At 44.1% G+C, this 24,701-nt stretch carries 23 protein-coding genes, 1 tRNA gene and 2 pseudogenes; 13 read left to right on the top strand and 13 right to left on the bottom strand.

Features of this window, described 5'->3' with window-relative positions; translation table 11 throughout:
* Positions 1-183 (top strand): annotated as a pseudogene (locus tag EWV68_RS12530) (RNA-guided endonuclease TnpB family protein); the annotation flags it as partial.
* 73 nt (positions 184-256) lie between these two features.
* Here EWV68_RS12530 and EWV68_RS12525 read toward each other — a convergent pair.
* Positions 257-1,471 carry an aminotransferase class V-fold PLP-dependent enzyme gene (locus EWV68_RS12525; RefSeq protein ID WP_061430973.1) on the bottom strand — a complete coding sequence of 405 codons (1,215 nt, stop codon included), beginning with the start codon at positions 1,469-1,471 and terminating at the stop codon, positions 257-259.
* Positions 1,472-1,774: 303 nt separating this feature from the next.
* Between EWV68_RS12525 and EWV68_RS12520 the strand changes: the two genes are divergently transcribed.
* Positions 1,775-3,208: a TM0106 family RecB-like putative nuclease gene (locus tag EWV68_RS12520; RefSeq protein ID WP_287169966.1), complete on the top strand. Its 1,434-nt coding sequence runs from the start codon at positions 1,775-1,777 to the stop codon at positions 3,206-3,208.
* Between the two features lie 102 nt (positions 3,209-3,310).
* Positions 3,311-3,553, top strand: coding sequence for a hypothetical protein (locus tag EWV68_RS21890; protein ID WP_045357690.1), 243 nt, complete (start codon positions 3,311-3,313; stop codon positions 3,551-3,553).
* A gap of 10 nt (positions 3,554-3,563) precedes the next feature.
* Here EWV68_RS21890 and EWV68_RS12515 read toward each other — a convergent pair whose 3' ends face one another.
* The gene (locus EWV68_RS12515; protein WP_002760482.1) at positions 3,564-3,944 is read right to left on the bottom strand and encodes a hypothetical protein; all 381 of its coding nucleotides are present in this window, start codon (positions 3,942-3,944) and stop codon (positions 3,564-3,566) included.
* Positions 3,945-4,182: 238 nt separating this feature from the next.
* On the opposite strand from EWV68_RS12515, the gene mtnB reads away from it, so the two are divergent.
* Positions 4,183-4,800 (top strand): methylthioribulose 1-phosphate dehydratase, encoded by a 618-nt coding sequence (gene mtnB, locus EWV68_RS12510; protein WP_287169964.1) that lies wholly within the window; start codon positions 4,183-4,185, stop codon positions 4,798-4,800.
* Between the two features lie 48 nt (positions 4,801-4,848).
* On the opposite strand, the gene EWV68_RS12505 is transcribed toward mtnB, so the two are convergent.
* Positions 4,849-4,919: transfer RNA gene (locus tag EWV68_RS12505), tRNA-Cys, on the bottom strand.
* 134 nt (positions 4,920-5,053) lie between these two features.
* Here EWV68_RS12505 and EWV68_RS12500 point away from each other — a divergent pair.
* The 4 genes from EWV68_RS12500 (at position 5,054) to EWV68_RS12485 (ending at position 8,323) form a co-directional block, all read left to right on the top strand.
* Complete coding sequence (locus tag EWV68_RS12500) at positions 5,054-5,389, top strand: hypothetical protein (protein ID WP_287169962.1); 336 nt, start codon at positions 5,054-5,056, stop codon at positions 5,387-5,389.
* Between the two features lie 383 nt (positions 5,390-5,772).
* Positions 5,773-6,696 (top strand): restriction endonuclease, encoded by a 924-nt coding sequence (locus EWV68_RS12495; protein ID WP_287169961.1) that lies wholly within the window; start codon positions 5,773-5,775, stop codon positions 6,694-6,696.
* Between the two features lie 75 nt (positions 6,697-6,771).
* Positions 6,772-7,353, top strand: a complete 582-nt coding sequence (locus EWV68_RS12490; RefSeq protein ID WP_024969812.1) for a phycobiliprotein lyase — start codon at positions 6,772-6,774, stop codon at positions 7,351-7,353.
* 217 nt (positions 7,354-7,570) lie between these two features.
* A complete protein-coding gene (locus EWV68_RS12485; protein ID WP_045359953.1) occupies positions 7,571-8,323 on the top strand; it encodes a phycobilisome rod-core linker polypeptide in 753 nt (250 codons plus the stop codon).
* A gap of 89 nt (positions 8,324-8,412) precedes the next feature.
* Here the strand turns inward: EWV68_RS12485 and mnmA are convergent, their stop codons facing one another.
* Complete coding sequence (gene mnmA, locus EWV68_RS12480; protein WP_287169960.1) at positions 8,413-9,471, bottom strand: tRNA 2-thiouridine(34) synthase MnmA; 1,059 nt, start codon at positions 9,469-9,471, stop codon at positions 8,413-8,415.
* Positions 9,472-9,576: 105 nt separating this feature from the next.
* On the opposite strand from mnmA, the gene EWV68_RS12475 reads away from it, so the two are divergent.
* Positions 9,577-10,218, top strand: coding sequence for a hypothetical protein (locus tag EWV68_RS12475; RefSeq protein ID WP_287169959.1), 642 nt, complete (start codon positions 9,577-9,579; stop codon positions 10,216-10,218).
* 477 nt (positions 10,219-10,695) lie between these two features.
* On the opposite strand, the gene EWV68_RS12470 is transcribed toward EWV68_RS12475, so the two are convergent.
* A complete protein-coding gene (locus tag EWV68_RS12470) occupies positions 10,696-11,673 on the bottom strand; it encodes an alpha/beta fold hydrolase (RefSeq protein WP_287169958.1) in 978 nt (325 codons plus the stop codon).
* Between the two features lie 588 nt (positions 11,674-12,261).
* Between EWV68_RS12470 and EWV68_RS12465 the strand changes: the two genes are divergently transcribed.
* Positions 12,262-13,116, top strand: a complete 855-nt coding sequence (locus EWV68_RS12465; protein WP_061430983.1) for a universal stress protein — start codon at positions 12,262-12,264, stop codon at positions 13,114-13,116.
* A gap of 92 nt (positions 13,117-13,208) precedes the next feature.
* Here the strand turns inward: EWV68_RS12465 and EWV68_RS12460 are convergent, their stop codons facing one another.
* On the bottom strand, positions 13,209-13,742 hold the full coding sequence (locus EWV68_RS12460; RefSeq protein ID WP_287169969.1) for a DUF2062 domain-containing protein: 534 nt from the start codon (positions 13,740-13,742) through the stop codon (positions 13,209-13,211).
* A 54-nt stretch (positions 13,743-13,796) separates the two neighbouring features.
* On the opposite strand from EWV68_RS12460, the gene mnmE reads away from it, so the two are divergent.
* Positions 13,797-15,170: a tRNA uridine-5-carboxymethylaminomethyl(34) synthesis GTPase MnmE gene (gene mnmE / locus EWV68_RS12455; protein ID WP_287169957.1), complete on the top strand. Its 1,374-nt coding sequence runs from the start codon at positions 13,797-13,799 to the stop codon at positions 15,168-15,170.
* Between the two features lie 84 nt (positions 15,171-15,254).
* Here mnmE and EWV68_RS12450 read toward each other — a convergent pair whose 3' ends face one another.
* The 3 genes and pseudogenes from EWV68_RS12450 to EWV68_RS12440 all read right to left on the bottom strand — a co-directional run.
* A complete protein-coding gene (locus EWV68_RS12450; protein WP_287169956.1) occupies positions 15,255-15,563 on the bottom strand; it encodes a DUF4164 family protein in 309 nt (102 codons plus the stop codon).
* 112 nt (positions 15,564-15,675) lie between these two features.
* Positions 15,676-15,951 carry a polyhydroxyalkanoate biosynthesis repressor PhaR gene (locus tag EWV68_RS12445; protein WP_125730805.1) on the bottom strand — a complete coding sequence of 92 codons (276 nt, stop codon included), beginning with the start codon at positions 15,949-15,951 and terminating at the stop codon, positions 15,676-15,678.
* A gap of 361 nt (positions 15,952-16,312) precedes the next feature.
* Positions 16,313-16,456, bottom strand: a pseudogene (locus tag EWV68_RS12440) (RNA-guided endonuclease TnpB family protein); the annotation flags it as partial.
* Between the two features lie 104 nt (positions 16,457-16,560).
* Here EWV68_RS12440 and alr point away from each other — a divergent pair.
* Together alr and EWV68_RS12430 are read left to right on the top strand one after the other, a co-directional pair.
* Positions 16,561-17,757, top strand: coding sequence for an alanine racemase (gene alr / locus EWV68_RS12435; protein WP_287169967.1), 1,197 nt, complete (start codon positions 16,561-16,563; stop codon positions 17,755-17,757).
* A 213-nt stretch (positions 17,758-17,970) separates the two neighbouring features.
* Complete coding sequence (locus EWV68_RS12430) at positions 17,971-19,275, top strand: cytochrome P450 (protein ID WP_287169955.1); 1,305 nt, start codon at positions 17,971-17,973, stop codon at positions 19,273-19,275.
* 128 nt (positions 19,276-19,403) lie between these two features.
* Here the strand turns inward: EWV68_RS12430 and EWV68_RS12425 are convergent, their stop codons facing one another.
* From EWV68_RS12425 to EWV68_RS12410, 4 genes are all read right to left on the bottom strand, one after another.
* Complete coding sequence (locus EWV68_RS12425; RefSeq protein WP_061430988.1) at positions 19,404-21,395, bottom strand: ABC1 kinase family protein; 1,992 nt, start codon at positions 21,393-21,395, stop codon at positions 19,404-19,406.
* 121 nt (positions 21,396-21,516) lie between these two features.
* Entirely contained in the window at positions 21,517-22,608 is a 1,092-nt protein-coding gene (locus tag EWV68_RS12420) for a glycosyltransferase family protein (RefSeq protein WP_287169954.1), read from the bottom strand.
* Positions 22,609-22,935: 327 nt separating this feature from the next.
* Complete coding sequence (bchI, locus tag EWV68_RS12415) at positions 22,936-24,009, bottom strand: magnesium chelatase ATPase subunit I (protein WP_002803387.1); 1,074 nt, start codon at positions 24,007-24,009, stop codon at positions 22,936-22,938.
* A gap of 83 nt (positions 24,010-24,092) precedes the next feature.
* On the bottom strand, positions 24,093-24,482 hold the full coding sequence (locus EWV68_RS12410) for a hypothetical protein (RefSeq protein ID WP_044034869.1): 390 nt from the start codon (positions 24,480-24,482) through the stop codon (positions 24,093-24,095).
* Positions 24,483-24,701 lie beyond the last annotated feature (219 nt).

The following is a 24,701-nucleotide window of genomic DNA, read 5'->3' as shown; positions in this document are numbered from 1 at the left end:
GTGAACGCCGCAATTAATATCAAGGTCGCCGGTGGGCAATCGGAGACCTCAAAAAACGGACGCAGAGGAAAGTGTAAGACTTCTGTTAAAGAAGCAGCATCCCGTGAAGCGTCAACCCAGCGGTCGGTCGTTCAATTAAGTTTGTTTGATCTGCCGGTCATCACCGTCCGGCCCCGGCGGTGAGGATGTCAATTTCATCCCACTCGAAAAGTTGCGGGGTCGTCATTATCGATAGTCGATCGCCTATAATCCGATTTTAAACTAACTTTTTGACAGCTGCTACTAACTGCTCGATTTCTGAGGGCAAAGTGAAATAATGAACACAGGCACGCACGCAGAGGGGGTCGAGGAGAGTTCGCAGTAAAAACCCTTGTTTTTCTAGCTGTTGCACTAACTTTTGTGGGGTGATGGCCGAGTCAATTTGAAAGGAAACTAAACCGGATTCCGGCGGAGAATTTTTTAAACATTTCACCCCTTTAATCGTCTTTAATTCTTCCCAGAGATAAGCCGCTAATTGACAAATCTTTTCGTATCTTTGTCCCCCATCACCCCAGGCGTTATGTACCGCAATAGTTGCCCTTAAACCCTCAAATTGGGGATAGGCAGAAGTGGCCACTTCAAAGCGTCTGGCATCCGGTTTCCAACCGATAGGCTGTCCTCGGTTATCTGTTTCAATGCCGCGCCAACCGATAAAAGTGGGCTGTAAACTAGGGAAGATTTCGGGACGAATATACAATCCTCCCACACCAGCCGGTCCACACCACCATTTATGACCCGTAAAAGCATAACAATCGGCGGCAGTAGCGCTTAAATCCAAGGGCAAACAACCCACGGATTGGGCAGCATCCACCACCACTAAAACGGGTTTTTCGGTGACAGAATTATCATGACAAAGTTGCGAGATTTCCTTGAGGGGTAAAACCTGTCCGGTATTCCACAAAACGTGACTAACCACCAAAACCCTAGTTTTTGGACGTAGATGAGCGGAAATGACTTCTATCGGGTTGCCACCGTTTAAAGTTTCCCGAATAGGACAAGTGGAGATTTCCAGATGATAACGACGGGCAATTTCTTGAACCGTGGCGATAATTCCGGGGTGTTCACAATCGGTTAGTAAAATATGTTCCCCCGCTTGCCAATCAACTCCCCAGAGAGCGATATTACAGCCTACAGTGACATCCTCGGTGATAGAGAGAGTGCTGGGGCTGATTCCCAATTCTTGCGCCATTTCTTGCCTGAGAAGTTCCGTTTTTTTGGTAATCCAATCGTTTACCCGTCCTGAAAAAGGCCCCTTTTGTTGGAGAAAATTATGGGCATCGATAATCGCCTCTAATCCCGCCTTGGGCAAGGTTCCCTGACCACCGAAATTAAAATAAACTTTATTGCTAAGTCCCCGAAATTCCTGTCTTTGTTCGGCTAAATCCGGTTTACTAACGGCGTAATCGAGGCTATTTTCGTCTAAATTCTGCATAAGCGAGGAGATGGGGGGTCAGTTATCAGTTATCAGTTATCAGTTATCAGTTATCAGTCACAAGGTGTTGGGTTTTGGGGTTTTAGGGTTTTAGTTGAATTCCCCATTTCCCCATTTCCCCACTTCCCCACTTCCTGACGACCGACGACCGACGGCTGAATTCTATCGACGGATTAAGTCGCAATTGTCACAATAGTATTAGAGTAGAGGAAACATACTTGGGAATGTTTTCTTTTTTTAAGTTTATTATTTTTTACTTTACTTCACTGGTCCAGGAAAGCTTAACTTTTCTCCTTGTATAGAATGCTACTGACCGATGATCTACTTCTAGACTACCAACGTTGTCAACGCCGTGCATTTTTAAATCTCTACGGCAATAGCCAAGAAAAAGACCCTGAGCGAGATTTTTTGCTTAAATTGCGCCAAGAGAGTCAAAGTCACGTTAAAAAAGTCCTGCAAGACTCCTATCCCGATTATTGTTCCCTGACTACCCCCAGCACTGATATTTTGGCCGCCGCTAGGGAAACGGAGGCTTTGATGGGTCGGGGGGTATCCTGTATTTATCACGGAGTCCTTTTACAATCTGGCTATCCCGTCTCTTTAACCGGTTCCCCGCATTTATTAATTAAACAGGCAGGAGAGTCTAAATTTGGCGATTGGGTTTATTATCCCCTCAATATTCAACTCGGTCGCCGTCCTAAGCCTGAATATAAGATGCTGGCTACTTTTTACGCCTATTTATTGGCCAGTATGCAGGGAGTTTTTCCAGATTACGCGGAAATTGTCCTACGTCGTCATAATCGCTATCGGGTGGAATTGAATCTCTGGTTAACTAAACTAGAGGAAATAATCAAAAAGTTCGGCGCAATGGTGATTAATCGCCAAGAACCAGAAGTTTTTATCTCGCGTCAGCGTTGCAGTTTATGTCATTGGTATAGTCACTGTTATGGTATTGCTCAAGCGAGTCAACATCTTTCTTTAGTCCCGGGGGTGACTCCTAGTCGTTACCAATTTTTACAGTCTTTGGGGGTTTCCACCATGGAATCCCTGGCGCTTACCTGTCCTACCCGTATGGGGGAGGGTATGGGGGTAGAGGTGGCTAATCAGTTACAATTACAGGCCCAAGCAATTATTGAAAATCGGGCCTTTCGCAAAAGTAACGGGAAAACTGCTTATTTGTCTCCCCTACCGAGGGCCGAGATTGAATTTTATTTTGACATCGAAGCGGAACCAGAACAGAATTTAGATTATCTTTTGGGGATTTTACGGGTTGATTATCGAGTTAATACCCAGCAGTTTTATCCCTTTTTGGCAGAAAAGCCGGAAGATGAAGGCAGGATTTGGCAGGAATTTTTAACCTTAGTCATGCAGGATGATCAAGCACCAATTTTTCACTTTTCTGAGTACGAAGTGGAAACAATTAAGCGATTGGGTTATCTTTATAAAACTCCTTCTTCTTTGATTAATCAGTTAGTTTCTCGCTGTTTTGATCTGCACTATTATGTAGTTAATTCCGTAACTTTTCCCGTGGAAAGTTATTCTTTAAAATCCCTCGCTAACTGGATTGGCTTTCAATGGCGCGATCGAGGAGTAAGCGGGGATCAATGCGTTTGGTGGTATGACCAGTGGTTAAAAACAGGAGATCGGACTTTATTGGCGGCTATTTTGCGTTACAATGAGGATGATTGTCGCGCCACCTTTAGACTAAAAGATTGGCTCGTAAACTTTTTAATTTGATTCTAAAGATTTATGACAAATAGGGGGGAATGTAGCCGCTGCTACCCGTAGCCGTCAAGGGAAAATGATAGGCTATGGATGTGAAGACAGTCCCCTCACCCAATGGTGATCCCCATGTTCTCCCCACTTTTTCCGCTTCTACTCCTACTGCTTTCCTTCCTTAGTCTTCTCTGGTATCAAAAGACCGATAATGATATTTTTAAAGCTCTTGCCGTTAGTAGTTTGATTTTTGCAATTATTTGGGGCTTAATTCTCGTTCATTGGTCAATTCACCTGTTGGGACTGCTGTTATTGTTAAAATTCAGATCCCCCGCTTTCAGTTTGGTGCGCGTGCCTAGATGGTAATGGTTCGATCCTAATCTTCTAGCTGTCCGGTAGGTACTTCGATCGCTTGGACATCGATCGTACCGGGAGGGGTGAGAATAATAAACTTACCCCCTGCCACTTTTAACGGTTCACCACAGTTAGGACATTGGCATTCTGTGCGATTAAAACCCGTAAATTCGTAGCTACAGACGGGACAGCTATCTTCAACTAAATTGCGTCGCAACCACCAGCGAAAAATTCCCCAAGCAATGACGGGGGAAATGATTAGAAATGCCACGAGAATTAAAAAACCATTGACTAACCAACCCAGTCCGATCGAGCCTAACAACAATCCGACTAAAATCAAAGATAAGAAACAACCCAAACCAGAATCATTGACAGAATAGCTGCGGAAAAAGTTGTTATTCACGGCTCAACCCTCGATTCATCAAAGCTGCAATTATCTTTAACCTAACACATTCCCAACACATTGCCACGGTTAAATCTTCTTTTTGACTCACTGGTTCCTCGCTCTATTCTATCTTGGGTTTAGTTTTGATCGAGATTATCCGGACTGACACCCTCACCAAATCTGCTGGGGAGTGGATCCTCCGATCGCTTCAACTTGTTATAATAGTCAGTCCCTATCCACCATATCTCTAAAAACCATGAGCGATCCTCGTCTATCTCTAGTTGCCGCTGCCGGAAGATTTTATCAACTGGGTTGGATGCTTGGCACGGCGGGTAATTTATCCGCTAAAGTTGATGATCATAGTTTTTGGATTACTGCCAGTGGCAAAAGTAAAGGTAAACTCACAGAACAGGATTTTGTGCGCGTGGATCTGACGGGAAAAGTCAGAGAATTAGCTCATCGAGATAATCGTCCTTCGGCCGAAACTAGCATTCATCAGGTGATTTATTATCTCTTTCCCCAAGCGCAAGCTTGTTATCATGTCCACTCAGTGGAAGCGAATTTAGTTTCCCGTTTTGCTCGCGAGGACAAGTTATCGTTACCTCCCTTAGAAATGTTGAAAGGTTTAGGTATTTGGGTAGAAAATCCTCAAGTATTTATGCCGGTTTTTGCTAACTATCTCGATGTGCCGAAAATTGCCGCAGAAATAGAAAGTAGATTCTCAACTTTCCCCCCGGAAATTCCCGCTTTACTGATTTCTTACCATGGTGTGACGGTGTGGGGTGAGTCTCTAGAAACTACCGAGAATTATTTAGAGATAGTTGAGTATATTTTTCGTTATCTAGTGGCAGCCTATCAAGTAAAACCTTGGTAAACCTTAATTTAGACAAGGCAATCAAGAAAAGATTGCCGACATTTTCCAAGGCGCCACCCAGATTCGAACTGGGGGTAAAGGTTTTGCAGACCTCTGCCTTACCACTTGGCGATGGCGCCGATCAAGCAATACTTATCCTAGCATAACAGTTGGCAGTTTGCCAAGAGTGGAACCTAAGAGTTGAGCGATCGATCTATAATTTATGCAGCAGTTCTCTAATATAGTGGGGGATTTCAGGCTTAAAAAAGCTATTATGATGAGAAATCAAAGATATTTACTAACTTTTATCGGTTTATTGGCTTTATCCTTGCCAGTACAGGCTAATAATGCCGTTTACCTTAGCCAAAGTTCTAATCCTGCCACGACTTTTGACAGTTATCGTCAAGAATGTTTACAAAGAGCGCGCGCGGAGGGATTAGCTGCTGATGTGGCAAAAGACCTATGCGACTGCACGATTAAAAAATTCCAAGCTCGTTATAATCTACAGCAATTCCGCACCCTCGTGCAGAAGTCGAAAACCGATAAAGCTGCCGCTAGGACTTTATCGAGTGTGGGAGAAGCTTGTTTTGATGAGATTTTGTATGAATAGCAGGGATAGGGGGTTTTTTAGCTATCACCAAAAAAGCTCTCCCTGCTCCGCAGCTCTGGCGCTCATAGACAGTCTTAACAAGTAATTTAGATAGTCAACAGCTTATTTTTGAGTATCAAGACGATTATCAATGGCGATAATTTCTCTCTCAAATTCTTTAGGAATGCCTCCCAATCATTAATAAGTTCAGGTGTATTATACTAAATCCTGTTTTAAAAGTATAGGAGGGTAGGGAGTGGGGAATTAGGGAAGTAGGGAGTGGGTTTTAAAAGTTCGATTGGCAGTTAATCGCACTATTAAAAAACGATTTTGTATTATTATCTAAATTCTTGGAGATTGTTGCTGTATAATCGGAATGACTGACCCCGCTTTTCATCTGAACTATGCCTATTCCAGATTTTCAATCGATTATGTTGCCGCTATTAAAAATACTTGCAGATGGCAAAGTTTATAAATATCGAGAAATTTTTGAAGCCTTGGTCAGAGAGTTTCAAGTCACGGAAGCGGAAAGAAAAGAAATGCTTCCCAGTGGACAACAAGAAATTTTTGCTAATCGAGTCGGTTGGGCAAAAACCTATTTAAAGAAAGCGGGATTAATTGACTCACCCCAAAGGGCAACTTTTGTAATTTCTGAGAAAGGAAAAGAAATCTTATCTCAAAATCCTGCTCGAATTGATGCCAAATTTCTCAGACAGTTTCCTGAATTTCAAGAATTCAATCGAGTCAATAAGCAAAATGAAACTATTACTCTTGAAAGCAATTTATCAACTTCTGATCAAGAACAAAACCCAGAGGAATTACTAGAAAACTCCTATCAAGAAATTCGTCAAGCATTAGCAACAGACTTACTTTCTATTCTGCGAAAATTATCCCCAGATGCTTTTGAAAAATTAGTAGTAGAATTACTGGTAAAAATGGGTTATGGTGGCTCGATTAGAGATGCAGGTAAAGCAGTGGGTAAGAGCGGTGATCAAGGGATTGATGGAATAATAAAAGAAGATAGACTCGGTTTAGATATAATCTATATTCAAGCCAAAAGATGGGCTGATAATAATGCCGTTGGTCGTCCAGAAATCCAGAAATTTGTCGGGGCATTAGCGGGACAAGGAGCCAAAAAAGGTATTTTCATCACCACTTCCTATTTTACCCAAGAGGCTTTAGAATATGCCCCCAGAAATGAGATAAAAATAGTGCTGATTGATGGGGAAGAATTAAGTCAATTGATGATTGATTATAACCTAGGTGTATCGACCCAAAAAATCTATGAAATCAAGAGAATTGATCATGATTATTTTGGGGATGAATGAGAGAGAGAGGGGGACAAGGGTTACAGAAAACGACGATGGCGTTAAAATGGATGGGAAAAACAGAGGATAAAAACTATGGACGGTATGACCTTTTTTCAGAAAAGTGCGGGACAGTGGAAATCTCAGCGCACCACCCATCATTTACCCTTTCGACGCGCAGAAACCGGCGATTCCGAGATTTATGTGGAAGCTTTAAGCGCCGATAACCCGAAAATTATCGCTATCTGTGAAATGCACGAAGTCGATCCCGCTAAGACTGTGGGGGGTGCCTTTGTCAGTTGGGATGGTTCGATGCAGTGGGACAAAGAAGACGAAAATCATCAAGGAACCACCGTTTTTGCGCTAATTCCCGATGAAGATAATCCCCAAGCGGGTGTTCTCCTGCGGGAGCGCGGTTATGCGGAAATCATTCCCGTGGCGGGCCGTTATCACATTGATGAACAGGAAGGTTTAGTCTTAATTACAGAATACGAAACTATGACCTCGATCGAGCGTTTTTGGTTTGCCGATGCCGATTTACGTCTCCGCACCAGCACAGTTCAACGTTTTGGCGGTTTTAATACGGCCACTTTTTGTGCTGAATCCCGCAATCAGTCATCGGAGTCAGTCTCTAGTGATTCCCCCGAACCATCATCCTATTCGATTAGTGGCTGGTAAATTCAGTTATCAGTCATCAGTCATCAGTTATCAGCTTTTTTCTCCCCTCTCCCTGCTCCGGCGCTCCCTGCTCCGGCGCTCCCCAACACCCTGGATGGTAAGCAAGTTTTCTTAACAATTGTAAGAATTTTTAATATTTCTTTTCTAGTTGGCACCTACTCCCTTATCATTAGGAGGAAAGTTTTTTAAGCATTTCTAAGGATACGGAGGTTTACCCTTGGCCATTCCTCTTTTAAATTACGCCCCCAAGTCCCAAAACGTGCGGGTAGCTGGTTATGATGTCGGTGGAGACGAAAAACCGAGAGTTTACACGACGGAAAATGTCCTCTCCCCTAGCGACCTGGACGATTTAATCGAAGCCGCTTACCGTCAGATTTTCTTCCATGCCTTCAAATGGGATCGGGAACCCTTCCTCGAATCCCAATTACGCAATGGACAATTATCGGTGCGGGATTTCATTCGTGGTTTACTGTTATCGAAAACCTTCTATAACAGCTTCTACGAGAAAAACAGCAACTATCGCTTTGTCGAACAGGTAGTACAAAGAGTTCTCGGTCGCGATGTCTATAGCGAAAGAGAAAAAATTGCTTGGTCGATTGTCGTTGCCACCAAAGGCATTCAAGGTTTTGTTGATCAACTTCTCAACAGTGACGAGTATCTGCAAAGCTTTGGTTATGATACCGTTCCCTACCAACGTCGTCGCACCCTGGCCAGCCGCGAAATCGGTGAACGTCCATTCAACATCACCTCGCCTCGCTACGATGGCTACTATCGTGGTATTTTGGGCTTCCCCCAAATCGTTTGGCAGAATGCTGTCCGTCGCTATGTTCCCCAAGAGCAAAAACCCAAAGCTGGCGATCCTTCCAGCTTCTTGGCTATGGCCCGGGGTCTCGGTAGCGCCAAAGGCAATCCTGTACCAAGAGTCTCCGCTATGAATATTAACATCGAGGCTTCTGTACCCCGTCGTTAATTTTTAGCTCAACCTGCTGGGGAGAGTCCCTAATTGGCAGAATGACCCCCGAACCATAATCAGGTTATTTTGTGAATTGGTGGCTCTCCCTATGGGGTGGCTCCTGAGATAATCCCCCCACCGAGAACGATTTCCCCTTCATAAATCACGGCTACCTGGCCCGGGGTGATGCTAAATTGTGGTTCATCGAAAACCAGCTTCACTTGCTCATTTTCTAGGGGAATAACATTGACGGGAACGGCCGGAGAACGATAACGGACCTGTACTTGCGCGCGGATAGGGGTGGTGGGTTCAGCAATAGAAACCCAGTTCATCCTTCCGACAAGACAAGCGGCACTAACGGCACTGGCGCGATTACCGACGATAACCCGATTCATGACGGGATCGAGTTTTACCACATAGAGAGGTTCGGCGGCGGCGATGCCGATGCCTTTGCGTTGTCCGATCGTATAATGATGGATACCGCTATGTTTACCCAAAACTTTGCCATCGAGATCGACGATATCGCCCTCACTAACCGCGATATACTTATCCAAGAACGATCGCATAGTTCCGTGAGCTTCAATCAAGCATAAATCCTGACTATCGGGTTTATCTGCTGTTTTTAAACCGAATTCTTGGGCAATCCTGCGGGTTTCTGCCTTGGTTTGTTCGCCCAAGGGAAATAAAGTCCCACGCAGTACATCTTGAGTTAGATCATAGAGAAAATAGGATTGATCTTTATTTTTATCGACGGCGCGCAGCAGTTGATAACGGTTATTTTCAGGAGAAAAACGAATTCTAGCGTAGTGACCGGTGGCAATAGTATCCGTTTGCAAGGTTTCCCTAGCATAATGCAGCATCGGGCCAAATTTTACCGCTTTATTGCACTGAGAACAGGGCAGCGGTGTGATTCCCGCTTCGTAACCGGAAACCAGATAATCAATAATTTCTTTTTGGAAAAGCTCGCGACTATCGACGATATGATGGGAAACCCCCAACTGCTCACAAATAAAGGCCGCATCTACCATACCCTCGGAGCAGCATTGACCTTTACCCTTCATTAACCACAGGGTCAAGCCAATAACATCATAACCTTGAGCGTGTAAGGCGGCAGCGGCGACGGAGCTATCTACTCCCCCCGATAGACCGACAACAACTTTTCCCATAAACCTTGTAATGATTTTTAACCAATATACTTTCTAGACTAGCATCTCCTCCTTTAAAATTTGGACATGGTGTACCCAAATCTCGTGTGAGGACAAACCAGCATTATGAGAACAAACCTACTGTTTTTCTCGGCCTTATTTTGGTTAAAAGTCGGGATAATCGCTCAAGCAACCGTGCTGCTAAAAGCAAACTTATCTTTTGCCCAGAATCTTTATCCCGGTCGTCGTTTGCCCCCACCGCCGGCGGTGAGACAACCAACTAAACGTTCAGACAGTCCCAGTGCTGTTAATTGTTCCCAATGTTCACCCTTAAATTTACCCCTCGTTAATTCTCCATCAGTTCGCCCCCCGGTGGCTGCCCCAGTTTCCGGTAATCAACCCCTGAGAGAATACGTTTTTCAAGCTCCCGCTACCGTGCGTCCCGCCGATGCTACGGTGATTAATAATCATCCTCGTCCAACTGTCAATCCACCGGCCCCCACACCTGAAAATCTCGCCAATAAACCTCCTTCTCCCCCACCACAGCAGCGGGTTATTGCTACTAATCAACTCTTTCGCGTTGAAGTTAGGAGTAATAGTGCGGAAGCGTTGGCAAAAATTAAAGAAATTGAACCCCTCGCATTTATCCGTGCGGGAGAAAATGTTATTCAAGCGGGGTTATTTCAGCAACAATACCAAGCTAAACAACGGTTACAAGAGTTAACTAGACAGGGTTTTAGCGCCCAGATTATTACCCTCAATAATTAGGGTTTGCGGCAAAAAGTCTGTTGGTGGGGTGTAGGGTGTGGGGTGTAGGGTGTGGGGTGTAGGGTTTTATTCCCCCCCGTTCACTCCAATGGCTGACACTTTTTGATATCAAAAAAGTCTAAAATTTTTATCCAACAAGGTTTTTAGATTTATTCAGCAAACCCTAATTAGGGTCTGCTGAATAAGTACGGGCGAAGCATTCGGATAGAAAATCTACGGTTTCACCGATAGGTTATTGCCCGAATGCTTCGCCCCTACAGGACGGGGGACGATGAAGACGCAAGGTTTTGAAGCAGGATTCTCTCAAAATCTGGCACCTGTTTCGCCAGAAAAGCCACAAAACCCTTACCTTGCCTACATTTCACATTTATTCAGCAAACCCTAATTATGCAATAATTCTCTAGGATTTCAGCTAATCTCGATCGAATCTCTTGCCTCTTGCCTATCCTCACCAAGAAGTTAATTTTGCCCTATTACTTAGCACACAGAGTTAATTTTGTCAAGCAAAATTCTGACCGCATCGATCATCACATCCGGTTGATCCATCCAGACAAAATGGCCACTTTTATCCGCTTGTATTTCCATAAAATCTTTGGATAACTTGCCTAATTCTAGGTGCATCTCCTCCCGCAGTTGGTTGGCACTTTTGAGGGGAATAAACCGAGTCCAAAGGGAAGGTTTAAAAAAAGAATTAGCTTTAATACTAACTATCGGTAAATTACCGAAATTGTTAGCCTCACTCACCTGACGAGCGCTTTGGTCGAGATTAAGCATTTCTCTACTCATCGTCATCCAGTGTTTAGCGCGACAGAAAGAACGCTTAACTCGATGACAAGAATCTGGGGAAAAGCGACGTAATTCTGGTTTTAATAATTCAAAAACTCCTAGAACTTTCAAAACTCGGATAATGCCTAAAATTGAGCCGATAATCGACATCCAAAATCCAGAGATGAAAAATAATTTTAATGCCTTTAATGCTGGCGACATTTTCAGCATTCCTTTGTCGTGTAAACCATCGGTGAGTACCAAACCTACTACTTTTTCTGGGAACAGATGAGCATACAGTCGAACATTATAACTGCCAAAAGAATCACCAACTAAAATATAAGGTGGTTCTATTTTTGCCTGGGTTAGTAATTGATCTAATTCCTGAACAATTTGGTAGCTGGTTCGGGGATAGGGACTAGAATCGCTCCAACCATAACCCGCTCGATCATAAATACAAACCCTAGCCAATTGTGACAATTCTTCTATCAAAAAATATCCCTCAATTCCCCCTAAACTATGGTCAATAATAATAGTGGGACTAGCCGATCCCGCTAGACAAAAATGTAGGCGATATTTACCTAGATTAATCAAATTACCCGGCGGTGCTTTTTGTTCTTCTAACCAAACAGATAACGTCTGATAAACTGTTGTCGCTACTAGGAGAATTACTCGAATTGATAAAGACATAACTAGACCTCTTGTAAAAATCAAAAATCTTCCTTTAGGTGAGGATTCAGGAGCCGGTCGTCAGGAGAATTAAGAATGAGCATTAATCAATTAAATGCTCTATTTAGGAATTTTATGCAATTTTATGTCTATTTTTCTCATTTTTGCACTCTCAAAAATTAATTATGCAAGAACTCTAATCATCAATGAAATGCTCGATTTAATGGTGAGCAGCAGTAGTGATACTAAATCCGTTTATTAAAGACTGATTATTTATACCCCCTTTTGCCTATTGCCTATTGCCTATTGCCTGTCCCTATAAGTAGCCTATACTCAACGGATTTAGCTGTGATTAAAAGAGAGCGCCAGCATTGCAGCCAAAATATAATACAAATGAACGCTTGCCACGATGATTTTGAGCCAAGTATTTCTAGTCAATTGAGCATAAATACTTAAAAATGTCCTCATCTGCGAGCTGCTACGCAGTGCCTTCGGCATCGCATTAACCTAAGAAAAAGCGCTTAATAAGTTGTTAAATTTCGCGAACAACATTAGCAGTATGCTGAAAATTGGCGAAAACCATTAAGATCATAGACCGAGTTTAATCTTATGCTAGAGAAAATACTATACGCTGATTCTGGCGCAGGTCAAACCCAAGAAATGCTACAAGCATTGATGGATCTCCCCGCTATCCAGAAAGCGTCGATTACCATTCTCCGGGTTGTTCCCCCTCAGATTACCACCGAAGCCCTGGCCAGTAAATGGGAAGAAGGGACCCAAATGCTGACTAAAATCCTGCAAGAAGTCAAAATTGAACCCAGCAAAGTTTCCACGATTCTGCGGCAAGGAGATCCCAAAGATACCGTCTGTCAAGTTGCCGACGAAATCGGCGCTGATTTGATCCTGATGGGTTCCCGAGGACTGAAGCGACTGGAGGCAATTCTAGAAAATTCCGTCAGTCAATACGTCTTTCAACTGACTAATCACCCGATGTTGTTGGTAAAAGACGATATTTACGTCAAAAAAATCAAAAAGGTGATGGTAGCCCTCGATAAGTCTAGCTCGGCTGATTTAGCTCTCGATCTGGCTATTTATCTCCTGCGGGATTATCCTTCAGCAGAGTTAATTCTGGCCCGCGTCAACCCCGACTTAAAACCGGAATTTGCCCCCACTTCCCCCAAAGAAATGGAAGAAAACCCGATTTTAAGGCCAGCAGTAGCAAAAGTGAAACGGATGAATATACCCTATCGCTGCCTGGTGACGGGGGGTAAACCGGGAGAACAACTCTGCAAACTCGTCGATGATTATAATGTCGATCTCTTACTGTTGGGTTCGCCCGATCGCCGTCCTTCCGTGGCTAAGAGTTTACCAGATCTCGATCGCCTTCTCGGTACTTCCCTCTCGGATTATGTGCGGGTTAATGTCAATTGTCCCGTCCTTTTAGCTAGAAAAGAAGGGATTTAGCCCGATTTAGCCCACATCGTCCGAGGATGGTGTGGGTAAAAAATAATTGGCTCAAAAATTCAGCCAATAATCCGCAAAACTAGCCCACTTGATCAGCGTTTTCTACCGGTTTGTCGCCGGTGATGCCGTTGATGAACTAGGCGATAGCTAACAAAATAGGTTATCGTAGCAAATACCGTCGCTGATAGTAAGCAACCAAAAAACAGGGTCAAAAGAAATTGGCTGCCAGAACTAGCTAACTTTTCGGTGAAGCTTTGATTAGTTTGAAAAATGTCGCCCACATTCGATCGCCCGCTTTGACCAAGAATAAACTCTCCTAATTTATAGTTAAACAGGAAAATTGGCAGATCGGTCAAGGGATTGCTGATATAAGTACCCGCAGCAGCTGCGATTTTATTGGCACGAAATAGGGTGGCTAAAAAGATAGCGACGATGATTTGAAGGCCCATCCACGGGAAAAATCCCGAAAAAACTCCCAAGGCAAAACCCCTAGCAATTTCCCTAGGATGTCCTTGTAATCGCATTAAGCGAACCCACCAGTAGCGACAGGAGCGCGTCAGACGATTAACTAGGTTATTCCCTTTATTTTTCGCTTTTAATGACCGTGAACGCATACTTTCAAGGATAATTGCTCAAAAAATTTGTTATTGATTTTAATCCTAGCAAGGAGTGATTAAGAGATGTTAAACACAGGGGATACGATCGCCGCCATCGCTACGGCGATCGTTCCGGAACAGGGTAGTATCGGTATTGTCCGTTTATCCGGTAGTCAGGCAGTGGCGCTCGCTCGTCGGCTCTTCCATACCCCCAACCGTCAAAAATGGCAAAGTCATCGTCTTCTCTACGGTTATATCCGGCATCCCCAAAGTCAAGCAATTATCGATGAAGCTTTACTGTTGCTCATGTTGGCTCCCCGCTCTTTCACCCGCGAGGATGTGGTGGAATTTCACTGTCATGGCGGCATTATGCCCGTACAACAGGTGTTACAGTTATGTCTAGAAAATGGGGCGCGTTTGGCACAAGCGGGGGAATTTAGCCTGCGTGCCTTTCTCAACGGCAGAATTGACCTAACTCAAGCCGAAAGCGTCGTGGATCTCGTGGGGGCGCGTTCTCCCCAAGCGGCACAATTTGCCCTCGCTGGTTTACAGGGGAAACTCGCTCAACCGATCCGGCATTTGCGCGCCACCTGTCTCGATATTTTGGCCGAAATTGAGGCCCGTATTGACTTTGAAGAGGATTTACCGCCCTTGGATCACGAGGCGGTTCTCCATAGCATAGAACAGGTTTTTTGTCAAGTAAATTTAATTTTAGCCACCGCCGAGCGCGGGGAATTGCTGCGTAGTGGTCTGAAAGTGGCGATCGTGGGGCGGCCGAATGTGGGTAAATCCAGTTTGTTAAATGCTTGGAGTCGGAGCGATCGAGCGATTGTCACCGATTTACCCGGCACTACCCGCGATATCGTCGAATCTCAGCTAGTTGTGGCGGGAATCCCCGTACAAGTCCTCGATACGGCTGGAATTCGCTCGGCCAGCGATCGAGTCGAACAAATTGGGGTGGAACGTTCCCGTCAAACAGCCCAGTCTGCTGATTTAGTTCTCTTAACCGTCTCCGCAGAGTCCGGATGGACCGAGGAAGACGAGGAAATTTATCGCTCTGTCAGCGATCGCCGATTAATTTTAGTGATTAATAAAATTGATTTGGCTAATCCAGAAACAGTAATTTATCCAGTAGAAATTAAGCGAGTTGTCAAGCTGTCGGCCGCCCAAAATCAGGGTATTGAAGACTTAGAAAAAACTATTATTAATGCTGTCCAAAATCAAGAACTACAGGCGGCTAATTTGGATTTAGCCATTAATCAACGACAAGCAGCCGCTTTAACTAGGGCGAAAATTGCTTTGCAACAGGTCAAAAAAACAATTGACCAAAATTTGCCTTTTGATTTTTGGTCGATCGATCTGCGTACTGCCATTCAATCCTTAGGAGAAATTACCGGCGAAGAAGTGACTGAATCGGTACTCGATCGCATTTTTAGCCGTTTTTGTATTGGTAAATAAGCAATTAGGAAATCTGGTCAACCAGAAACAAGGTTTTATCCTTTTGTGTTGGGTTAACTGTAGTTTTGTTGAGGATTGTATAACTCAGATATTACTGGAAAAAAATACTTTCCAAGCGGCTGTAATAATGGCACTTCCCAAAAGGATAATCAATGTCCAGACCTGATTTTTTTGGGTTCCTTCCACTGATTTTAGCCGATTGTCGATGCCTTCGATTTTCTCGTCTAAAACTTTAATATCCCCTTTGATATCAGCTTGTCCTATCTCAAGTTTTGTTAACCGATCTTCTACCTTGTCAAATCTTTCGTTAACCCGCTTCTCAAGCGAGTCGATCTTTCCCTCAATCCTTGTGAGGACAGCTTCTAGGGAATAAGTAACAGTTTCGTTAGACATTTGGTAAACTCCTATACTGCATCCCGTTGGATATAATTTTATCTTAAGTCTAGCTTTAAGAAAATTTTCTTTCAGGAGCGGTTAACTGTAGTCTTGTTGAGAATTAGAAAGATCAGATATTACTGGAAAAAAATACTTTCCATCCGGCCGTAAAAATGGCACTCCCCAAAAGGATAATTAATGTCCAGACCTGATTTTTTTGGGTTCCTTCCACTGATTTTAGCCGATTGTTGATGCCTTCGATTTTCTCGTCTAACACTTTAATATCCCCTTTGAGATCGGTTAATCCTATTTCTACTTTTGTCAAGCGCTCATCAATCTTATCGATCTTTCCCTCAATCCTTGTGAGGACAGCTTCTAGGGAATAAGTAACAGTTTCGTTAGACATTGGCTAAACTCCTATACTGCATCTGGTTGGATATAATTTTATCTTAAGTCTAGGCTTTTTGGCATTCCTTACCCTATAGTTAACTTCACTTCTGTCCAACCACTGAGATAGTGTTAGGTGAAAACTTCGCTACTTTCTTGTCACTCGATCAAATCTAAAACCTAATTGGTTAAGCTAAAAGCTTTTAGGTACTTAGTTTCGAGCCTTTATAACCCTAACCCCAAATTTTTTCGGGAACTTCCTAACATCCCATTCATCTTAAAGCCTAGATTCCGCCTGGAAAAAGGAGGAAATCCAGAGGAGTTTCCGGCTTTTTTCCTAGCCCTCTCGGTTTTCTTTTGGTTTGACACTCCCATCGCACTCATGCGAGGGATTCTTCATTCACAGGGAGATGCCTTGCAAAAGCAGTGCCTTTACTTGGTCTTACTCTCCCTCCAGAAGCAGTAGCGGTATGCCCTACCGCCAAAATTCGTAAACCTTCATCTCGAATATTCTTAGCGGCATCGTGCTTTGCGGTTCTATTTTGGTCGGGGTTTCATCCTGTCAGTACGAGGGTCTTCACCCCGACATCTGTGATAAATTGGGTTATGTGTGCAAAGGAGTGAGCGAGTGGTGTTTAGCATCGAACCAAAAATTATCAATCCGCCCAAAAACCGTCATGATTATCAATTGTCGGAAGCAATTCGCTATCGTGCTTGGGTAGAGATTGATCGCTCGGCCTTACAACAAAACGTGCGAAAAGTCAAGGCCTTATTAGCCCCAAAAACGGAATTAATGGCGGTAATTAAAGCCGATGCTTACGGACACGGGGCAGTTAAGGTGGCTAACAGCGTTTTAGAAGCCGGAGCGCAATCTTTAGCCATCGCGACTATCGGGGAAGGTATCGAACTACGGGAAGCGGGAATCGTTGCCCCAATTATGATTTTAGGGGCAGTGAACACCCCGGAAGAAGTGGCAGCCTTAGCCCATTGGCAATTGCAACCCACCCTGGTGCAAATCGAACAGGTGCAAATTTTTGCCACCGTGATGAGACGCTTAGAGCAGCGGCTGCCGGTTCATATCAAACTAGATACGGGGATGTCTCGCTTAGGTACACAATGGCAAAACGGCACAAAATTCGTCGAACAGGTTTTAGAGGCTCCTAACCTGAAAATTGCCAGTATATACTCCCATTTTGCCACGGCTGACGATCCCAACCCCGAAATCATGCAGTTACAACGGCAAAGATTCCAACAAGCGATCGCCGAGTTAAGCTCAAAAGGTTATCATCCTCCCTGTCTGCATTTAGCCAACTCTGCCGCTACCCTAAGCGATCGATCTCTGCACTACGATCGAGTTAGAGTCGGATTAGCTCTCTACGGTCTTTATCCCGCCGATCATCTCACCGATAAAGTTCCTTTGCAACCCGTCCTGCAAGTAAAAGCGCGCATTGCCCAAGTCAAAACCATTGCCGCCGGCTCCGGAGTGAGTTATGGCCATCAGTACATAGCGGCAAAAGACACCCGTATTGCTGTGGTCGGTATCGGTTACGCCGATGGAATTCCCCGCAATCTCTCCAATCGTTTAAAAGTATCCCTGAGAGGACGTTTAGTACCCCAAATCGGCGCAATAACCATGGATCAGTTAATGATTGACGTGAGCGAGATTCCAGAGGTAAAAACAGGGGAAATCGTCACACTTATCGGTAAAGACGGCCCACAGTGCATCACCGCCGACGATTGGGCGCGGGATTTAGGTACGATATCCTGGGAAATTCTCTGCGGGTTTAAGCATCGTTTGCCGCGAATTATTATTAGCAACGGCTAATTATGGCGGTGATCTTAAAAAATGTCAATTGGCGGCAATTCTCGCTGTTGACTGACTGGTGAGATGTGTAATTAACTTTGCTTAGGTACTTACCGCTGCCAAGTGCGATCGCTAATTGCTAGGCTAGATGAGGGGATGAATTCTCCGGTGCTTTAGGTTAAAATAAACAGGGTTAATCGACGGCAACTGATCAGTTTTACCCTAGAGGCAGCGATGACTATAAGCAAAGATCTACCCTTACCCCCCGGCAGTTTCGGATTACCCCTATTAGGAGAAACAATCGCTTTTTTGACCGATGGGGATTTTGCCAGTAAACGTCATAATAAATATGGTCAACTTTTCCGTACTCATATTTTTGGCAGTCCCACGATTATTTTATCCGGTGCCGAAGCTAACCGGTTTCTCCTCAGCAATGAGAATAAATACTTTGCGGCAACTTGGCCCAAAAGTACCACAACTCTCCTCGGTAGCGCATCTTTAGCGGTGCATACAGGAGATGTTCACGCTTCCCGTCGTCGTTTAATCTATCAAGCTTTTCAACCCCGGTCCCTAGCAAGTTATATCCCTACGGTAGAAACAATTACCGCTCACTATTTAGAGCGTTGGCAAACCGCAACAACCCTGTCATGGTATCCTGAATTAAGAAACTATACTCTCGATATCGCCTGTAAATTATTTGTCGGTCTTGACGATGGTTCTGCTACCAAATTAGGAGAAGCTTTTGATACTTGGTGTGCGGGACTATTTACCCTTCCCATTCCCCTTCCCTGGACAGCTTTCGGCAAAGCATTACGCTGTCGAGAAGAATTACTGGAAGCGATCAAAACTATCATTTTAGAAAGACAAAAAAATGATGACTTAGGCCAAGATGCTCTGGCTATCCTTTTACAAGCTAAAGACGAAAACGGTCAAAGTTTATCCTTAGCAGAATTAAAGGATCAAGTGCTATTATTACTCTTTGCTGGTCATGAAACTTTAACCTCCGCTATCGCCACTTTCTGCCTACAAATGGCACTGCATCCCGATATTTTTCAGCTTGTCCTTGAGGAAATAACTAATTTTGATCTATCCACTCCTTTAAGCGTCGATACCCTCAAACAGATGACCTATTTAGATCGCGTTTTAAAGGAAGTTTTACGTTTTACTCCCCCCGTGGGAGGAGGATTCCGTCGGGTAGTAGAAGACTGTCAATTTAACGGTTATCATTTGCCGAAAGGATGGGTAGTGCAGTATCAAATCAGCAATACCCATAAAGATAATAATATTTATTCCCATCCTGAAACCTTCGATCCCGATCGCTTTTTAGCCGAAGAAAAACCCTACGGATATATCCCTTTTGGTGCGGGATTACGCGAATGTATAGGCAAAGAATTCGCTCGTTTAGAGATGAAAATTTTAGCCGTCCGTTTAGTACAAAAGTACGATTGGCAATTACTCCCCAATCAAGATCTCACCCTCACCGCTATCCCCACTCCCCATCCTCGCGACGGTTTACAAGTCACCTTTAAACCCCGTTAATCGGCTAGGATAAAAAAACTTTAAAAACAGTTTAACGTTTTTCTCAGAGCCGTGAAATTTATTCCACGGCCTTTATTATCGGAAATGCTCAGATTTTAATCCGTCGGTGGAACTGATCCGAACAGAGGTTAATCGGCAGCGGGTAAAGCTTTCGGTAATTCTCCATTTTGCCGATGATTTGGTCTATCGAATTCGAGAACTAAGTAACGAATTAAACGCGCTAGGGATTTTTGTAGTAAACCTTCAGCAATTTTTTGTCCCATCTGTTGGGTTTCCGGTTTAGCGATTAGTTTAGTCATCACTGGCACCATAGCCATGGCATCGAATCCTTTCGTTTCTTGTAAAATAGTAAAGATGTTGCGAAGATGCTCAAAACTCTTGGCATCACCTAACAATTCTGGGGGAGTTTCTTGTACCGCTAAACCCACCTGTTGCCGGAAATTAACTGTGAGATTAAACCAAGTGCGACGACCGAAGTTATCGAGAGCATTGACTAACTCATTAACTAATTTTTCGCGGATAAATATACCCCTATCTGAAAGGAGAAAATCTAACGCTTGATCGGTGACTTTCTCGAAGTTAAAATCATTAGAATCTTTGGCATTTCGCAAGAGATTTTCTAAACGATTCCAGCGAAAAGTACCGTCTTTAAACAATAAATCCCGCAGGGAATCTCGCAACTCCGTGGAAGGATCGGTGAGCAGACGTTTAGCAATATAAGGATAGGCTTTACTCAGTACCTTAAAATTAGGATCGATGCCAATTGCTATTCCCTCTAAAGTCACCATCGAGCGAATAATCAGGGCATAATAGGCAGGAACTCGAAAGGGAAACTCATACATCATCGCCGACATTTTATCGGTGATACTTTTAAAGTTTAATTCTGCCACACTCGCCCCTAAAGCATTACCGAAAACTTCCGAAAAAGCGGGAACAATTGGCTCTAAATTGGTAGTTGGTGACAGGAAGTCTAACTTAACGTAATCCTTGGCCAAAGACTCAAAATCCCGGTTGACTAAATGCACCACCGCTTCGATTAAACCGTAGCGTTGATAGGGTTCAATATTGCTCATCATGCCGAAATCAAGATAAGCTAATTTACCGTCGGGAGTCGCTAATAAATTACCCGGATGGGGATCCGCATGGAAAAATCCGTGTTCAAGTAATTGACGCAAAGAACACTGCACCCCCACATTAACTAAGTGGGTGGCATCAATACCCTGGGCCTGAATTTCTTTGATATTAGTTAATTTTGTGCCGTCCACCCACTCCATGGTTAAAACCCGTCGCCCGGTATATTTCCAGTAGATTTTGGGGATGTAAATTTCGGCAATATGACCGTAAAGTTGAGCGAATTTTTCGGCGTTTTGTCCTTCGTGCAGATAATTAATTTCTTCAAAAATACGACTGGCTAATTCGTCGGTAATTGCCACTAAATCGGAGCGAAGTCTTTTAATATTACCTTTCACCCAAGTCGCCAAACTACGCATGATATACACATCTAAAGTTATACAGCGAATCAAATCGGGACGCTGTACTTTAACGGCGACTCTCTCTCCGGTTTTTAATTTACCTTTGTAAACTTGTCCTAGGGAAGCGGCCGCTATGGGATTGGGGGATAATTCTGCGTAAATTTCCTCGGGAGAATAACCTAATTCTTCTTCGATAAAACGATAGGCAATTTCGTTAGGAAAAGAGGGAATTTGATCCTGGAGAGTGGTTAATTCTTCTAAATATAAAGGTGGTACTAAATCGGGCCGGGTAGAGAGAGCTTGACCGATTTTAATATAGGTGGGTCCCAATTTGGTCAACATTTCCCGCAATTGTACGGCCCGTCTAATTTCATTTTTCGGCGATTTTCCCCGCAGTTTATCCCACCAGATACCGATGACAAAAGATAAAACCGGCAGGGCAATTTCGATTAATCTCCCCAAAATTTCTAGAGGTCGCCGACGGTAATAGTCGTTAATAACTTGGGGATTGTAGCGCCAACTTTCGGCTACGTTGTCATCCATGGGGCCGATATCTTCCCGATGCTCTTCGGGAATATGGACCGGCTGCACTTCAACGGTAATCGCTTCTTCGGTTTGCGTCTCTGGGGAGATCATCTGTTCGGACATAGTTCGGTGACGGGGCAGGGTGATTTGTAAACTATTGTAACAAGTATCGGCTTTCTGCCCGATCTTGTTTCTGTCTCCCTAGTTCTAGGTTCAGCTTGGCCGTCAACTTTCCCCGGGGGGGTTATTGCCTCTCAAAGTATTCTACGATAGCTCTCGCTATCGATTCTGCACCATCTTTAGCCAGTTTAACCTTTAATCTGGGCGGTTGGGGTGCTTGCCGTAAAAAGTCCCAATTACCTTGAAAAAATTCTTCACTGCTAATAATTTGATGATCACTATAATCTTGAATTCCGGCCAATAAAATCGCTGATTCGGCGAAACCTTCTCGCATTAGGGAAACAATCGGCACCTCTAATTTTAAAGCCTCGGCAAAGGTACTATATCCCGGTTTGGAAATAATTCGATCGCACAGGGGCATAAAATCCACGGGACGATAGCTCCGATCTGGTTTATCCTGTAAGCGGATTAAATTGGGCAATTCGGGCGCGTTTTTTTCAAAAGTGATAAATTGCCAATCGGGAAAACTGGCGAGGTTATCATAGGGAATTGCTTCTAATCCTAACCCCCCAAAACTCAATAAAATAGTTTTTTCTTTGGGGGCATTTAGCTTAAATTCCTGTCGCAATTGTTCTTCACTGTAGCGGGGTGTACCCCCGGTTAAATTTGCTTCTGTGATGTGAGGAAATGCTGTCATTGCTTCTGCTAAAGGCAGTTTAAACAAGCGATCACATTGATTATAACAACGACTAATCCAATCACTAATACTGGCAAATTCTTCACCCCAATCACGATAGATAAAATCCCAGCCAAAGTTACCGATCATCCAACAAGGAAGCCCAGCGCTTTTGGCAATTAGTGCCGCTAAGGGCGGTAAATCTGCTACAACTAAACCCACGCGATTAGTTTTAATAAAATTAACTTCACTGGCAATAATTGACCTTGATTGAGCAATTATTTGTTCTAATTTTTCTTTGGTAGCTAATTTATCCATCGTTAAACTATCCGATTGGATTACCCCCACATCAAACCCCCGATGTCTTTGAATATATTCTCCGGATATATAGGAATCTAATAACCAGCGCGGGGCCGTGGTGACTAATATCGGCAAAATTTCGGGATTAAGTTCAATAATATTAGCTACCACCGAAGCACTGCGGACAGCATGGCCAAAACCATGATTAGTAACGGCAAAATAAACAACAGGACGAGACATATAAGTAGTCGTGTAAAATAAATTTCCTAGGGAAGATAGGCAAAAGGCAAAAGGCAAGAGGCAAGAGGTGGTTAGATATGTGTAATTAATTTTGCTTAGGTACTTAGCAGTTATCTTAATGGTCAGATACGAAGTTTTCCTTTTGGGGAGTCGGGATACTCCGAGACGATGCCCTGTCAGATCATACTTGATCTTTACGATAAACGCTGTAAGATCTAAGTAAAAGGAAAAAAGCGATTAACATTCTCCCAGTTAGGGGTCAAAATAATGCTTTCATCACTTTTGACTATTAAAAAACCCTCTCTTCGCAGAGAGGGTGAATTAGATTTAGGAATTTTCCTCTAATCCAAAGACGCGATTAAAAGCTTTCAAGACTTTATAACCAGAATCGATCGATTCTAGCGGATCTTTCCGCAAACGGTGACGTAAACATAGAACAATTACCCGACGGATATCATCTACCGTCACAGTTGTCCGTCCTTCCAAAGCGGCCAGAGCTTTAGCGGCGCGATTGGTAACGATATCGCCGCGCAATCCATCCACGTCCAACTCGGAACAAACCTCGGAAATTTTCACCCGCAGATCATAATCAAGCTCCACGGAAGGCAAAAGATTTTGGGCCTCCACTAGCTTTCTTTGCAGTTCTTCCTGTTCTAAGTTATATTTCTCTAAAAACGAGAGAGGATTGCCATCAAATTCCGCACGCTGTTCCACGATTTTGACCCGTAGAGGTGGTTCTTTGACGGTGTGAATCTCGGCGTGCATTCCAAAGCGATCGAGCAGTTGTGGGCGCAATTCTCCCTCTTCTGGGTTGCCCGATCCCACCAAAACAAACCGGGCCGGGTGACGGATGGAAATTCCTTCCCGTTCCACCGTATTCCAACCACTAGCGGCCGAATCTAATAGCACATCGACGAGGTGGTCGTCAAGTAAATTGACTTCATCCACATAGAGAATGCCGCGGTTAGCTTTGGCCAGCAAACCAGGTTCAAAAGCTTTTACCCCTTCTGACAGGGCCTTTTCGATGTCAATTGTGCCACAGACCCGATCCTCCGTCGCACCGAGGGGCAAATCTACCATAGTGACTTTTTTCTTGGCAATGGTCAAGGGGATGGCCTCGTCCACCCTTTGCCGCACCTCATCGCTCATTAAATCGGGATCATTGGGGTCAGAATTAAAGGGATCGTTAGCAACTACGTCAATCTCCGGTAAAAGGTCGGCTAAAGCCCTAATTGTGGTCGATTTTCCCGTACCTCGATCCCCCATAATCATCACCCCGCCAATTTTGGGGTCGATGACGTTGAGCATTAGGGATAATTTCATTTCTTCCTGGCCGACAATAGCGGTGAAGGGAAAAACCACGCGGCGAGTTTTCGGAGGAGCTTGGGGAGTCACGGTCATAGGTGGATTCAAAAGTCAAGAGTTTTTGCGTAAAGAATTATATCTAGTGGGGATTCTAGCCGTCAGCTTTCAGCAAAGCTTTATCATTGTAAGTCTTTTTCCCTGCTTTTTAAGATCCAGCGCCAGAGGGGATGACGCGACCCTTCGGCCCGAATTTTCTGCACCCGTTGCTCTAAGCGCAGTTTTTCTCTGGGGGAAAGTCCTAAAATAATGTTGCGACTTTGCCAGACTAACACTGCTCCTGTAATGGCAAAACAAAAGGCTAGACCGATAGAAGGCCAGTAATTGAAAGCTAAAGCGTATCTAAGGGCTGTCCAAGTAAAATATTGCCGCATTAAAGCTATATCATCCCATAAAACCCATAAACTCGCCGAACCAATCCCTAACCAACAACCCAACACGAATAACCAACGACCCCATACCGTCAGTCGATGTAATCTTTGGACTTGTTGCTGTAGTTCAGAATCGGCCATTTCAGTGAACATTGTGCATTAATCAGTGGAGGTGTGGGGTGATGGGGTGTGGGGTGTGGGGTGTGGGGTGATGGGGAAATGGGGTGATGGGGTGATGGGGTGTGGGGTGTAGGGTGTGGGGTGTAGGGTGTGGGGTGTAGGGTGTGGGGTGATGGGGTGATGGGGTGATGGGGAGAATCAATAAAGGTAGTCTATTGACAACTGCTCACTGATTACCAC

It is taken from the genome of Microcystis sp. M_QC_C_20170808_M9Col (assembly GCF_007095495.1).
Classification (GTDB): domain Bacteria; phylum Cyanobacteriota; class Cyanobacteriia; order Cyanobacteriales; family Microcystaceae; genus Microcystis; species Microcystis aeruginosa.
This window is presented reverse-complemented; position numbering and strand designations above follow the sequence as displayed.

Excerpts from the sequence above, each read along its gene's own strand:
- EWV68_RS12525 (WP_061430973.1), bottom strand. The coding sequence starts at position 1,471 with ATGCAGAATTTAGACGAAAATAGCCTCGATTACGCCGTTAGTAAACCG.
- EWV68_RS12520 (WP_287169966.1), top strand. The coding sequence starts at position 1,775 with ATGCTACTGACCGATGATCTACTTCTAGACTACCAACGTTGTCAACGC.
- EWV68_RS21890 (WP_045357690.1), top strand. The coding sequence starts at position 3,311 with ATGGTGATCCCCATGTTCTCCCCACTTTTTCCGCTTCTACTCCTACTG.
- mtnB (WP_287169964.1), top strand. The coding sequence starts at position 4,183 with ATGAGCGATCCTCGTCTATCTCTAGTTGCCGCTGCCGGAAGATTTTAT.
- EWV68_RS12500 (WP_287169962.1), top strand. The coding sequence starts at position 5,054 with ATGATGAGAAATCAAAGATATTTACTAACTTTTATCGGTTTATTGGCT.
- EWV68_RS12495 (WP_287169961.1), top strand. The coding sequence starts at position 5,773 with ATGCCTATTCCAGATTTTCAATCGATTATGTTGCCGCTATTAAAAATA.
- EWV68_RS12490 (WP_024969812.1), top strand. The coding sequence starts at position 6,772 with ATGGACGGTATGACCTTTTTTCAGAAAAGTGCGGGACAGTGGAAATCT.
- mnmA (WP_287169960.1), bottom strand. The coding sequence starts at position 9,471 with ATGGGAAAAGTTGTTGTCGGTCTATCGGGGGGAGTAGATAGCTCCGTC.
- EWV68_RS12475 (WP_287169959.1), top strand. The coding sequence starts at position 9,577 with ATGAGAACAAACCTACTGTTTTTCTCGGCCTTATTTTGGTTAAAAGTC.
- EWV68_RS12470 (WP_287169958.1), bottom strand. The coding sequence starts at position 11,673 with ATGTCTTTATCAATTCGAGTAATTCTCCTAGTAGCGACAACAGTTTAT.
- EWV68_RS12465 (WP_061430983.1), top strand. The coding sequence starts at position 12,262 with ATGCTAGAGAAAATACTATACGCTGATTCTGGCGCAGGTCAAACCCAA.
- mnmE (WP_287169957.1), top strand. The coding sequence starts at position 13,797 with ATGTTAAACACAGGGGATACGATCGCCGCCATCGCTACGGCGATCGTT.
- EWV68_RS12450 (WP_287169956.1), bottom strand. The coding sequence starts at position 15,563 with ATGTCTAACGAAACTGTTACTTATTCCCTAGAAGCTGTCCTCACAAGG.
- EWV68_RS12445 (WP_125730805.1), bottom strand. The coding sequence starts at position 15,951 with ATGTCTAACGAAACTGTTACTTATTCCCTAGAAGCTGTCCTCACAAGG.
- EWV68_RS12430 (WP_287169955.1), top strand. The coding sequence starts at position 17,971 with ATGACTATAAGCAAAGATCTACCCTTACCCCCCGGCAGTTTCGGATTA.
- EWV68_RS12425 (WP_061430988.1), bottom strand. The coding sequence starts at position 21,395 with ATGTCCGAACAGATGATCTCCCCAGAGACGCAAACCGAAGAAGCGATT.
- EWV68_RS12420 (WP_287169954.1), bottom strand. The coding sequence starts at position 22,608 with ATGTCTCGTCCTGTTGTTTATTTTGCCGTTACTAATCATGGTTTTGGC.
- bchI (WP_002803387.1), bottom strand. The coding sequence starts at position 24,009 with ATGACCGTGACTCCCCAAGCTCCTCCGAAAACTCGCCGCGTGGTTTTT.
- EWV68_RS12410 (WP_044034869.1), bottom strand. The coding sequence starts at position 24,482 with ATGGCCGATTCTGAACTACAGCAACAAGTCCAAAGATTACATCGACTG.